This window comes from bacterium (assembly GCA_020444065.1).
Taxonomy (GTDB): domain Bacteria; phylum Sumerlaeota; class Sumerlaeia; order SLMS01; family JAHLLQ01; genus JAHLLQ01.
In genome coordinates this window covers 1,060,813-1,073,155 of sequence record JAHLLQ010000001.1, presented here as the reverse complement: position 1 = coordinate 1,073,155, position 12,343 = coordinate 1,060,813, and the positions used below count along the sequence as shown (strand labels likewise).

10 protein-coding genes are annotated in these 12,343 nt (G+C 58.8%); 8 read left to right on the top strand and 2 right to left on the bottom strand.

Features of this window, described 5'->3' with window-relative positions; genetic code table 11:
- Window positions 1-60: 60 nt before the first annotated feature.
- From KQI84_03880 to KQI84_03850, 7 genes are all read left to right on the top strand, one after another.
- Window positions 61-1,371 (top strand): M20/M25/M40 family metallo-hydrolase, encoded by a 1,311-nt coding sequence (locus KQI84_03880; GenBank protein MCB2153999.1) that lies wholly within the window; start codon window positions 61-63, stop codon window positions 1,369-1,371.
- A complete protein-coding gene (locus KQI84_03875) occupies window positions 1,368-1,967 on the top strand; it encodes a 5-formyltetrahydrofolate cyclo-ligase (GenBank protein MCB2153998.1) in 600 nt (199 codons plus the stop codon). The genes KQI84_03880 and KQI84_03875 overlap by 4 nt, the downstream gene beginning before the upstream one ends.
- Window positions 1,968-2,101: 134 nt before the next feature.
- A complete protein-coding gene (locus KQI84_03870; protein MCB2153997.1) occupies window positions 2,102-3,106 on the top strand; it encodes an ABC transporter ATP-binding protein in 1,005 nt (334 codons plus the stop codon).
- Complete coding sequence (locus KQI84_03865) at window positions 3,103-4,059, top strand: ABC transporter permease subunit (GenBank protein ID MCB2153996.1); 957 nt, start codon at window positions 3,103-3,105, stop codon at window positions 4,057-4,059. The genes KQI84_03870 and KQI84_03865 overlap by 4 nt, the downstream gene beginning before the upstream one ends.
- A complete protein-coding gene (locus KQI84_03860; GenBank protein ID MCB2153995.1) occupies window positions 4,056-5,594 on the top strand; it encodes a hypothetical protein in 1,539 nt (512 codons plus the stop codon). The genes KQI84_03865 and KQI84_03860 overlap by 4 nt, the downstream gene beginning before the upstream one ends.
- A 114-nt stretch (window positions 5,595-5,708) precedes the next feature.
- Entirely contained in the window at window positions 5,709-6,317 is a 609-nt protein-coding gene (locus KQI84_03855) for an RNA polymerase sigma factor (GenBank protein MCB2153994.1), read from the top strand.
- 42 nt (window positions 6,318-6,359) lie between these two features.
- Window positions 6,360-7,874 (top strand): tetratricopeptide repeat protein, encoded by a 1,515-nt coding sequence (locus tag KQI84_03850; GenBank protein ID MCB2153993.1) that lies wholly within the window; start codon window positions 6,360-6,362, stop codon window positions 7,872-7,874.
- A 50-nt stretch (window positions 7,875-7,924) separates the two neighbouring features.
- Here KQI84_03850 and KQI84_03845 read toward each other — a convergent pair whose 3' ends face one another.
- Window positions 7,925-8,488 (bottom strand): hypothetical protein, encoded by a 564-nt coding sequence (locus KQI84_03845; protein ID MCB2153992.1) that lies wholly within the window; start codon window positions 8,486-8,488, stop codon window positions 7,925-7,927.
- A gap of 790 nt (window positions 8,489-9,278) precedes the next feature.
- Entirely contained in the window at window positions 9,279-10,727 is a 1,449-nt protein-coding gene (locus KQI84_03840; GenBank protein MCB2153991.1) for a sigma-54 dependent transcriptional regulator, read from the bottom strand.
- Between the two features lie 275 nt (window positions 10,728-11,002).
- On the opposite strand from KQI84_03840, the gene KQI84_03835 reads away from it, so the two are divergent.
- Window positions 11,003-12,202 (top strand): pyridoxal phosphate-dependent aminotransferase, encoded by a 1,200-nt coding sequence (locus tag KQI84_03835; protein MCB2153990.1) that lies wholly within the window; start codon window positions 11,003-11,005, stop codon window positions 12,200-12,202.
- Window positions 12,203-12,343: the final 141 nt, after the last annotated feature.

Here is a 12,343-nt window from a genome sequence, read left to right as displayed (position 1 = left end):
AATAACCGTTGTCGAAGCCCCTCCGATCGGGCCACTCTGTCCTGAAGAGGTGAAGTGCTCGTGAAGGCTATCATACCTGCCATCATCATGCTTCTCTTGGTTGTCGCCGCTCCAGCGGCGGATCGGTTGCCCTTCGTCTCGTTGGACGGATCCGATCGAGTCCAGCAGGACGGCCTGCGCTCAATCTGTGAGGAGGAGTCCTGGTGGATCCAGATCGGGGACCGTCTTTACAGTCCATCGCTCGGCGAGGCCGAGAGCGATCCAGCCGTGTACTACATCCTGGATGGCGCGCCCGTCCCGCCGTCGCTTGCGGATCGGGTGGCGGCCTCTCACTTGAGCAAGACAATCCTCTACCTGCCTGACGGTCCCCCAACCGATCTGCACGGCACAAACTGTCCGGATTGCCCGTTCGAAGGATCACTCACTCCACTTGCAGTCAACCGGGCGCTGGTGACGGAGACTCTCCCCGGCACTCCTCTTCCAACGGGGATTCCCGACTTCATGGTCGCCGATGCGATCCAGGCAATTTCCGTCGATATTTACACTTCGCAGTTGGTGTCGCTGACCAGTATCGATAGCCGCTGCACACACTCGGACGGAAATGACGCGGCTCGGGACTACATTGCGGCGGAGTTCGCCTCGATGGGACTCGATGTAGAGCTGCAGCACTACGAACCGATCCTCCGGGGCATCGGCTACACGAATGTGATTGGGCGACTGGAAGGGGCGCGGTATCCCGATCAGTTTCTGGTCGTCGGTGGCCATTACGATTCCCTCCCGTGCCCTCCGAATCCTGGGCCTGGTGCCGAGGACAATGCCTCCGGGACCGCCGGCGTTCTTGAGGCGGCGCGCGTGATTTCACAGGTCACGCCGCGCCCCCAGCGCACTATCCTGTTCGTCACGTTCTCCGCGGAGGAGCAGGGATTGCTCGGAAGCGAATACTTCGTCGAGCAGTTCACCCCACAGGACTATGCGGGCTTCCGCGGTGCACTGATTATGGATATGATTTCGTACACGAGCGATCCAGTTTGGGATGTGCACGTGGAGAGTTTCATTTGGCACGCGAACTTTGCGTCGACTGTCCTCGCATGCGCCGATGACTTCTCCACACTGACCCGATACTGGTCGTCGAGCACCGGACGCAGTGACCATATGTCTTTCCTCAACCGCGGCTTGGCGGCGGTGCTGATTATCGAATCCGAGTGGGGGAATTACCCCTACTATCATACTTCCGACGACACGATGGACAAGATCACGCCTGCAGTGGGGAGTGAAGTCCTCCGGATGACCATCGCAGCCGCGCTGCAGTTGGCGAACCCGGATCCTGTCGGGCCTTCGGGAATGATGATCAGGGGATCGGAGAGCCGGTGACAGACCCAGTCGATTTGAAGAAGAAAGAACTGCGCCGTATTATGCGCGCCCGGCGGCGCTCCCTGAGCGATTCGGAGCAGGCCGACGCTGCCCGGAAGCTCGTCGGACAACTGTGGTCGCTGCCGGGAATCGGGGATTCTCGAGGGCTTCTGGCGACACTGCCGGTTGGTGGAGAACTCAGCGTCGCGCCGTTCCTCGACGAGTGGTTGCAGCGAGGCCGCGCCCTCTTTCTGCCCAAGGTGGATGAAGATCTGATCGGGATGACGCCGTTGCGCGTCGCTTCGATGTCGGACATTCGGCCGGGCTATCGGGATTGTCCGGAGCCCGATCCAGTGCGTTGCCCCGCAGCCGACATTTCGGAAATCGATGTCTTCCTGGCGCCCGGCGTGGCATTCGATCGAGGGGGCGCGCGCCTGGGCCAGGGAGGAGGGCATTTCGACCGGATGCTGGCCCATCGTCGCATCGATTCGATCGTAGTCGGGGTCGCCCATTTCTTCCAGGTCATTGACGATATCCCATTTCGGCCCGAGTTTGATCAGCGGATGGATTGGATCGCGACGCCGGAGGGGATCGTGCGCTGCTCGGGGCAGGAGTAGCACTTCATTCAATCCCTGGCATTGGTATCGCTTGCCCTCCCAGTGACCCGGATGGCAACAACACCCGGGTCGCGGGCCTTGTTGCGTCTGGTCGCAACCCCGCAGAGCCATCACCACAGACGAAATGGGAGTTCATGAGCACGATCATCGATATCAAGGGGCTGACAAAGGTCTACGTCCGCGATGTGATCGGGACGGAGCATGGCCGCATCCGCCTGCGCCTCAAAGATCGCAAGCGCGTTGCGCTGGAAAACCTGAACTTACAGGTCGAGGAAGGGCAGATTTTCGGTCTGCTCGGTCCCAACGGCGCCGGAAAGACAACAACGATCAAGATCCTGATGGGTCTGCATTTCCCGACCGCCGGATCGGCCACCATCATGGGTCGCCCCCTGGGTGATGTCTCTTCGAAGGCCCAGATCGGCTTTCTGCCTGAGAATCCGTTCTTCTACGACTATCTTACGGGCCAAGAATTCCTGGATTTCTACGGGCAACTCTACGGAATGGACCGCGCAGCACGCCGCCGCAGGATTCCCGAGTTGCTCGAGCAGGTTGGCCTGGAGGACTCCGGTAACGTTCCGTTGCGCGGGTACTCCAAGGGCATGCTCCAGCGCGTCGGTTTGGCGCAGGCGCTGCTGAACGACCCCAAACTGGTGATTCTGGATGAGCCGCAGTCCGGCCTCGATCCATTCGGTCGAAAAGAGGTTCGCGACTTGATTCTGCGCCTCAAAGAGGCCGGGAAGACGGTGATGTTCTCCAGCCACATTCTGGGCGACGCGGAAATGATCTGCGATCGCGTCGGGATTCTGAACCAGGGCAAGCTGATTGCCGAGGGACAGTTGTCCGAGCTGCTTTCGACTCGAGTCATTGCTTATGAAATGGAGATGGCTTCCCCATCGGCCGAGCTCCTGGCGGATGTGCGCAAGTCCGCCCGCCGGGTGCTCGAGCAGGGTGAATCCTACCTGGCGGACTTCGAGACAGAAGAAGAAGCAAAGAAGACTCTCTCCCGACTGGCGGGCGGCGAGGGAACACTCGTCAGTTACGCACCACGGCGCGAGACGCTGGAGGGCTATTTCATTCGTGAAATCGAAGGCAAGCGTGCCGAAGCGGCCAACGCCGAGGGGAAGGGGGCGAAGGCATGAAAGTCTTTGCGATCGCTATCAACACTTTCAAGGAAGCCGTCCGGAACCGCGTTCTGTACGTGCTCCTGTTCTTTGCTGTGCTGATCCTATTGGCTGCCTGGGTGGCCTCGACTCTGGCTATCTTCGGACAGGAGAAAATCGTCCGCGACCTCGGTGTCGCGGCTATCAACATCATCTCCGTCCTGATCGCCGTCTTCGTTGGCGTTGGACTCGTCTACAACGATCTGGACAAGAAAACCATCTACACAATCGTCTCGAAGCCGATCAGTCGCTGGCACTTCCTCATCGGGAAATACCTCGGGCTCTTGCTGACCATCTGCGTCAACATTCTGATCATGACCTTCTTCTTCCTGGCGGTGTTGTACTTCCGAAGGTACACGACCGACGAGGTGATGAGCAAAGCGCTTTGGATGAATGCTGATGGTACCTACAAGGAAGCCATCAGTCCTCTCGCGCCGACATTCTACTACCTGATATCCTTCGTGAAGGCGATTGCCCAGGCGCTGCTGAGCGTCGTCTCCTTCGGGATCTACTCGATTCCGGCGACTCAGGGCATCATGGCCGCCTCTTTCCTGACGATGTTGGAAATGTCGATCGTGACAGCATTCGCGATTCTGTTCTCCTCCTTCGCCAGTCCAATCCTCAGCGCCATGATGACGGTGATCATGTTCGTGGTGGGACGACTGAACCAGGACTTGTATTACCTGGCCGACCTGTTGGCCTTCAGGGCGGGTGGTGTCGATAATCTCACCACGGGCCAGTACATTGCCTATCAGTTCTCGACCAAGGCGGCGTACGTGGCACCAAACCTAGAGTTCTTCAACCAGCGACACCGCATCGCCGAGATGCTGTCGCCCGAGATCACGGGTTACCAGATCGTATACGGCGTGGCATACACGGCCGTCGTGCTGGTGATCGCGATCGTGATCTTCAACAGGCGGAATTTCAAATGAGCGAGAAGACTCCAAAGCCCAAGAGCTTCCGGCCTTGGGCGCGCTTCTCGGCGGGGGAGCTCCTACTGCTGCTTATTGCCGCAGCGGCTTTCTTCTACTGTCTCCGTTTTCAGGTCCACCGCTACGAGGGCTACACCCGCGGCAGTGGCGTCTACGTTCAGGAGGTTCGTCTGCCCGCCACGGAGATCATCCGTTTTGTTGCACTCGGTTACGACGATCTGTACGCGGATTTCCTGGTTCTTCAGGCTGTGCAGGCCTTCGGCTCAAAGTGGCAGACGCCCAACAATGACAACACGCCCATCCTGGAGTACTTCGATACCGTGACGGAGTTGGCTCCGCACTGGATCGAGGCCTATGAACTCGGGAATTTGGTCCTGACGGAAGGAAAGGGCGATTATGATCTGAGTTTCGACCTTTTACGGAAGGGCATCCGTAAAAACCCGAATAACTGGCGTCTTCCTTTCCTCGCGATTTACAATGCCGTGTGGGGAATGAACGAGCCCTCGGTGGCTCGTGAGTTTCTCCATTACGTGAAGCGGATCCCCGATGCGCCCGGCTACGTGATTCGCATGGAGGAGTATATCGAGCGCCAATCCGGGCGATTCCACGCGGCATTCAATGTGAACCTCAGCTACTATCTGCGTTACCTGCACTCAAACCGGGAGACCGAAGCGAATCTTGCAATCATTCGCTTCAAGACGATCCTCGATGGCTGGTACAAGCTGGAGTTGGCCCGTGCGGCCGATGCCTATTATAAGGAGCACGGCGAGCATCCGCCCAATATCGAGGCCCTCTTGGACGAGAAGTACCGGCCGGACTTCACTGCCCCGACAATGACTGGCTTGCTGAACGCTGTCGAAGAATATTCTACCAAGGGCGAAGATATCCGGGACTTCCAGGATGACATCCGCGAAGAGTCCATTGAGCACATCGTCGGCCTGCCGCCGGATCCGAATGGAACATGGTACTACTTGTCGTCCCTGCAGAGATCGCAGATGCCCGAAGGAGCACCGCCCGAGGACGCCGATCTTGTCGTGAAGTATCCTTACTTCAGCAGTATCTTCGACCAGCACGAGCGAGTTGACGCCCGCATCCTGCAGGCTCAGAATACCGTCGCACAGACGATAAGGAACGAGAACCGTCTGCCCGAACCTTCCGAACTCGCCCGCTTCCTCGGTCCGGACTGGGTCGGCGGACACATGGTCTACGACCCAAGTGGACCGTACTTCTATTCGACCGCGATGTGGCGCGTTCGGCACGGCAACGATCCGCGTATCGGTCTATCGGGCACTCTGGAGAACTTCCCGCGCCGAACCTTCCGTGTCTCTGACGATCAGCCCGACTACCTGCAGGCAGAACCGACATTGTGGGATTTCGAGGAGGACGCGGTCTGGGCAGAGGACATCGGACTGACTCCGGGAGTCCCATACCAGGATCAGCCTCCCGAGGTGATGGACGGGATCGGCGAACGCATCGTGAAGGAGTGTTTCAATGCATGGTTCGTCGGTCCAATGTACCCGCCACCCGAGGAGTAGGGCGGTTGGTCCGGGGATTGCACCAGGGACGGAAAGCCGAACCGATTTCAGGCCCGCGAGATCTGCCACCTGCAGGTCTCGCGGGCTGACTCGAATCCAGGGAGTGAGCGCCGCGTGGCTCTTTCAGACGTACCCGCTGAACTCGTAGAGCGCTGTCAGAAGGGCGACAGCGACGCCTTCAGCGATCTGTTCGAGATGATCCGCGACGATCTCTTTCGTTGGGCCTATTCCCTCCTTCGCAACGAGGACGATGCTCTCGAAGTCGTCCAGGAATGCTCGATCCGCATTTTCCGCCACCTCGAACGCCTGAAGGACCCGAAGCGCTTCAGCGCCTGGGTGGGCCGTATGCTGGTCAACCAGGTGAATACTTATCGGGTGAAGGCTGCCCGCACGCGGACTGAGAGCCTGGAAGACGGATTGGAAGCCCCCGAGGAGTCGCTCCCGATCCAGGGCACCCCCGGCGCGGGCCCGCGGGCTGCCGCCAGCCGCAACGAGGTCTATCGCGATGTCAACGCGGCAATCCAGGAACTGCCGCCCCGCCAGCGCACCGCCGTCCTGCTCTTCGATGTCAAAGGCTGGAGTATCAAAGAAGTAGCGGCGGAACTGGGGACCACCGAGGGAGCCGTGAAATTTAACATTTTTCAGGGTCGGCGCAAACTTCGACAGCTTCTCGATGGTTATGTTAACGAGAAGGGCGAGCTAAACGTCGAGGATTTCGACTAACTCGCTTGAATTTCCATGACTTATACGGAGCACACTCCGACCATGTCTCCACGGTCCGGCGACAAAGACCCCGCAAAACTCCCCAAGAACTGGTCCCCCGAGGGCGATTCAGACGCCCAGTGGGAGGGCATTGTTCGGCTTCTTCGCGAATCCGATCAGCCCACCACACCCACGGACGAGCAGTACGATCGATTGTTCACAGAGGTGATGGAAGAGGTGATCGGGTCCGAAGGCGCCCCGGCGCCGGCCCAGCAGCGCCGTGAGTCCTTCCTCGACTGGTTGCGCCTCGTCCTGACCGGCGGCGGTCTGCCGGCCCATGGATTCCGGTTTGCTGCGGTTGCGACCGGCGCGTTGCTGATCGGCATGAGCCTCAACACCGCGCCTCAGCAGGTGGCGACGCCGCAGCACCACCCAGGCACTGCACGGACGGTCGCGATGGCATCTCCGGGGAACGAGAAAGGGCCTGCCGGCGGCGGCACCATTGTTCCCGTCAGCAACGATCCTTCCGCCGGGGTGGCTTCGGCAGCGCCCGCATCCACGGTCGGCCGCGTGATTGAACGCGAAGCGTGGAACACCGATGAGCGTGCCTCTGCGAACTGGGATTGGGAAGGCACAATGGCTTCCGACCAGGGGTGGAATTTCAATCAGAACATGGAGTCGTACGGTTCGCCTCAAGTCGTCTCGAGCGCACCGACAGCCGGCGCCTCCTCTCGCCAGCAGGTGATCAGCCTGATGCAACAGCTCAAGTTCCAGTCGATGGTCGAACGCGATGAAGAATCGCTGTACCAGATTCGTCGGCTCGAATCGGCGCTGACGCCGCTCCTGGAGGATACGCAGGGTGTTCCGAATGCGGAGGTCGAAGCGCTCGACAGCTTCCGACGCGGCGAAGACCTCGCGGCCCGTTCCCGCTACGCGGATGCGCTGCTGGCATTCGACCAGGTGCGCCGGCATGCTCCGGGGACCTTCATGGCGTTCCTGGCGCAGTTCCAGATCGCACGCATCGATTTCGAAAACCTGCGCGACTACGAAAGCGCACTGGAAGCCTATCGCGTGGCGTTGGAAGAGTATCCGAGCCACTTCCTGAGCGACGAGAACAAGGCCCTGATCCTTCAGCGCATCGAACTTCTGACGCGCAATTCCGGCGACGATTGGAAGGCCCTGCGAGTTTGGCAGGACGCGCTTGCCGCGCCGGACACGGCCAGTGAGATCTCGAAGCTTGAGATGCTGCTGACGGAATCGCCGACCAGTCCGCTGGCCAGCCAGGCTGCGCTGAGGTTGGCGGGACTGACGCTCGAGGACATTCGCGGCGAGCAGATCAATCCGCTTTATGTTGTTCGCATCCTCGACGAAGCCATTGCTGCTTCACCCGGCGCCGCCCATCGCGCAGACATTCAGTTCGCGAAGGGCGAAGTGCTGCTACGACGCTTGCTGAAGCTCGATGAAGCCACCGAGGAATTCAAGCAGGTTGTCGACAACACGACCAGCGAGCCGATTCGCCTGCGTGCCCTGCAACGCCTGCGCTACCTGGAAGAACGCCAGAGCCGCGTAGAGAACTGACCACGGATTTCACGGAAACCACGGATAAGAAACGCGAACGCGCCGGGCAATCAACCCGGCGCGTTCTTCGATTTCCAGACGTCCCACAGCGCTTGTTCGTACAGTCCGCCGAAATCGATCCGAGTGATGGGCTTCATGCGATGCCATCGAAGGCCGTCATCCATCTCACCTTGGATCGATATCTCGCGCCAGTCCATCTCCCCGTCGCTGAATGACGGCTCTCGTCCAATGAAGAGTATATCGGGCGCAGTTCGCAGTGGATGCACTGAAACAAGTGGAAAGAATTCCAATGCACTCTCGATGACTCCTCTTTTGCTCGTCAGCTTGATGCGACCGACTTCGTCTTCATGTGGCCACGACTGGCTGCGGAGCTCGAGTGCCTTGCGAACAAACTCGCCATTCCGCGCACGCTTGATGGACTTCAGCGTGGAGACAAGTTCCGCAGAGTACCCGTTCGCGAGAATATCGTCGGAAACCAATTTCAGCAGAAGCCACTTTGGCGACCACGCCAGGATGTAACCTTGCTGATAGAAGCTATCGTCGAATCTACTGCGAGTTCGAACGATGACGCCATCCCTTCGGAATCGCTCCAGTTTCTTCTCGTTCAACTTCATCTCTCGGTATTCCTTCATTTTCGACGCAAGGATGTTCAGATCGTGGAGCGCCCGCGGGGACGCGATATCTGCCGGAATTGAATCGTCTCAGATAGTATACGGTGTTCCTAAGAATCCCCAGTTGGGAGTCAAAACGCTCTCACGGTACGACTGCGCGTGGCGGGCAGAGAGTGGACAACACTATCTCTGCTTCGCTTGAACGATGAAGTACACGAGATTCTGCCACTCCGAACGAGATTCAAGCCACAGGGGTGTCAGTTCCAGATCCTCCCTCTGGGGGATAAGCTCAGGTTTCGCGAGTATGACGATTCTCCCCGAAGGGGCAAGCAGCAGATCTGGCCAAGATATTCTCCACCCTTGCCTCTGCAGCAGCTTGCTCCTCGACCAATTACGTAAGGATGGCACCAGCAGACTGAAGGGCAGAAAGAGAAGGACATAGTGTGTCAGGAATGCATAAGGGATGACGTACAAGCACAGATGTACTGCCCAAATGATCCAATACCTTGCATGATCCTCCGGTTCCACCGGGTCAATGCTTCTCATAGTCCGTGTGACCTCGTCTCGGCCCTTGGAGATCGCGGCGATTCGGGGGCAGGATACTCTCTCAAGAATCACTCTCATCATTGCGATGAGAGAAGGGAGAGCATTGGGCGATCTCCCTGCCTACCTCTCAGCGTCACCTGAGGTTGAGGGCACGTACCTCGATTCCCATACTTCCCACAGCGCTTGTTCGTCGAAGCCGCCGAAGTCTCCCATTCCGCTCCATCCGTGTTCTCCGTGCGATCCGTGGTCATTCCACCTTGGTGGACGTCGTGATGTCCAGTTCGTGGATCTTGTTGAAGAGTGTCTTGTAGGAGACGCCGAGGCGTTTGGCTGCTTCGGCTTTGTTGCCGCCGCACAGGCGAATTGCGCGAATCACGGCGCCGCGCTGGGCATCCGCAGCGACGTCGCCGAGCGGACGGATCTCTCCCTCCTCGCCGAGATCGACGAGCAGATGATCTTCGCTCACCGGCGGCTTTGCGGCGGTCATCTTGGGGATTTCTGAACCGGACGGCGTCACGGTGTAAGAACTGCTCTCCAGCAACACGCGAGCATCGCGCAAGACCAACGCTTTCTCGACGGCGTTCTGGAGTTCGCGGATGTTGCCCGGCCATTCGCGTTCCTGGATGCCGGCAATGATCTCGTCGCTCAGTTTCAACGGTTCCAGTTTGTGCCGATCGGAGAAGCGCTGGTTGAAGTAACGCGCGAGTTGCGGAATGTCCTGTCGGCGTTCGCGCAGGGGCGGCAGATGCAATGGAATCACATTCAGGCGATAGTACAGATCCTCGCGGAACGCCTTTGTGCGAATGCTTTCCTGCAGATCGGCGTTTGTTGCGGCGATGATGCGCACGTCGACGGAGATCTCACTCTCGCCGCCGACACGACGGAAGCGTTGGTCCTGCAGCACGCGCAGGAATTTCGCCTGCAGCCCCAGGGGCATTTCGCCAATCTCATCCAGGAACAGCGTGCCGCCGTCTGCCAGTTCAAACTTGCCGCGCTGCAATGCGTGGGCACCGGTGAACGCGCCGCGTTCGTGGCCGAAGAACTCGGATTCCAGCAACGTCTCCGGCAGGGCCGCGCAGTTCACGGCCACAAACGGCTTGTCGCGCCGAGATCCGTTGTAGTGGACCGCCTGCGCAACCAGCTCCTTACCGGTTCCCGATTCGCCCTGGATCAAAACGGAGGTCTTCAGGTCGGCGATGCGCTTGATGATTGTGAAGACATCCTGCAGGCTTTCGTCGCTTCCAATCATCGGCAGGGGAGCGCGATCGGCGCCGACGAACGTCGGGTGACAAAATTCTGCGCGCGTCAGCAGATCGCGGCTTTCGAAACTGCGCCGCACGGCTGAACGAATGCGCGAATTATCGAATGGCTTGACGACAAAGTCCGCGGCGCCGAGCTGCATCGCCTTCACCGCGGTGTCGACATTGCCAAAAGCCGTGATGACGATGATCGTGGTGTCCGGACTCATTTTCAGAGTGCGCTTGATGACTTCAAAGCCGTCCATGCCGGGCATGGACAGATCGACGATCATGGCGGGAATCGTCGCCGAAGATTCCTGCAGGACTTCGAGCGCTTCTTCGCCGGACGCGCAGGCCACCGCCTGCCAGCCGTCATCCTCCAGAATATCCAACAGGAGGTTGCGCATGTTTTTCTCGTCGTCGACGATCAGGACCTGGCATTGGCTGGCGACTGTCATGGGTACCTCCGTGGGAAATCAGCGGTTGTTTTTGCCCGATCGCCGCCCATTGCGCTAGCGAAAAACCAGGACGCTTTCAGCGGAGAGCTGAGCATACGAATTACTCCCTGAGAAATCTCGCAAATGCGGTCCGATTTGTCGTGCGCTTTCCTGGCCTCTCCGTTTCATATCTTGAACAAAATCAATGACGCAAAGTGCGCTTGCTTTCCGGCCTGTGCGTTTTGCAGGGTCTCGCAGAATTGTAATGCTATACTCTTCTGGAAGGTGCTTTACCTATGAAAATCTCTAATCGTGTTGCCAGCCTCGAACCCTCGATGACTCTTGCGCTGACGGCGAAGGCCAAGGCCCTGAAGGCGCAGGGCGTTGATGTCATGTCCTTCGGCGCCGGAGAGCCCGACTTCGACACACCCGAGTTCATCAAGAACATCGCGATCGAAGACATCAAGGCAGGCCGCACGAAGTACACACCGGCGAAGGGCGGCCCGGAGATCATTGAGTCGGTGCGCCAGGCCCTCGAGCGCGACTACGGTCTCGAATACACGGCGGCGGAGATCCTCGTCTCGGTCGGTGGCAAGCATTCACTCTACAATATCTTCCAGACGATCGTCGACCACGACGATGAAGTCATCATTCCGTCGCCCTTCTGGCTGACGTATCCGGAGCAGGTGCGCGCGGCGGAAGGCGAGCCGGTCATCGTGAAGTGCGGACCCGAGCAGAACTTCAAGATCACGCCCGCGCAGTTGGAGGCGGCGATCACCGACCGCACCGTGGCGCTCGTTCTCAACAGTCCGAGCAACCCGACCGGCGCAGTCTATTCGAAGGACGAACTCTCGGCGCTGGCCGAAGTTCTGAAGAAGCATCAAAATGTCACGATCGTCAGTGACGATTTGTACGAGAAGTTAGTTTACGCGCCGGAAAAGTTTACCAGCATCCTGCACGTCGCACCGGAGCTGCGCGGGCGCACGATTATCGTCAATGGCTGGTCGAAAGCGTTCTCGATGACCGGCTGGCGGTTGGGGTGGATCGCGGGTCCTGTGGAGGCTGTGAAGCCCATGACAAGCCTGCAAAGCCACTCGACCTCGAACGTGACGTCTTTTTGCCAGCGTGCGGCGGCGGTTGCCCTGCAGAGCGACCTGAAGTTCCTGGATGAATGGCGTGCCGAATTTGATGCTCGGCGCAAGATTCTCGTCGCTGGATTGAACGAAATCCCGGGCGTGACGTGCGATCCGGCCCCAATGGGGGCCTTCTATGCCTTCCCGGATATTTCCGGGGTCTTTGGCAAGAAAATCGCTAATAAGGTGATCGATGGCTCAATGCCATTTGCCGACGTAGCCCTTGAGGAGGCCAAAGTCGCTGTCGTTCCTGGTAAAGCTTTTGGTGAAGATCGTTGCGTGAGAATGAGCTACGCAACGAGCCGGGAAGTCATCGAGAAGGGCCTTGAGAGACTGCGGAAGCTGATTGAGAGCGCCGAATAAGCTGGACGGCCGGTCAACGCCAAAACAAAGCAGAATTATCAACAGATTTGTCGTTTTTTCGTTGACCGGCCAACAGCATTTCGTACTCTCCAAATAAGTCGTCGTTATGCGCACATTTGCCTGATGGCGCGATTCCAATAG

Bases quoted from the DNA above. Each gene is read 5' to 3' on its own strand.
- KQI84_03850 (MCB2153993.1), top strand. From the start codon at position 6,360: ATGTCTCCACGGTCCGGCGACAAAGACCCCGCAAAACTCCCCAAGAAC.
- KQI84_03870 (MCB2153997.1), top strand. From the start codon at position 2,102: ATGAGCACGATCATCGATATCAAGGGGCTGACAAAGGTCTACGTCCGC.
- KQI84_03860 (MCB2153995.1), top strand. From the start codon at position 4,056: ATGAGCGAGAAGACTCCAAAGCCCAAGAGCTTCCGGCCTTGGGCGCGC.
- KQI84_03845 (MCB2153992.1), bottom strand. From the start codon at position 8,488: ATGAAGTTGAACGAGAAGAAACTGGAGCGATTCCGAAGGGATGGCGTC.
- KQI84_03840 (MCB2153991.1), bottom strand. From the start codon at position 10,727: ATGACAGTCGCCAGCCAATGCCAGGTCCTGATCGTCGACGACGAGAAA.
- KQI84_03835 (MCB2153990.1), top strand. From the start codon at position 11,003: ATGAAAATCTCTAATCGTGTTGCCAGCCTCGAACCCTCGATGACTCTT.
- KQI84_03865 (MCB2153996.1), top strand. From the start codon at position 3,103: ATGAAAGTCTTTGCGATCGCTATCAACACTTTCAAGGAAGCCGTCCGG.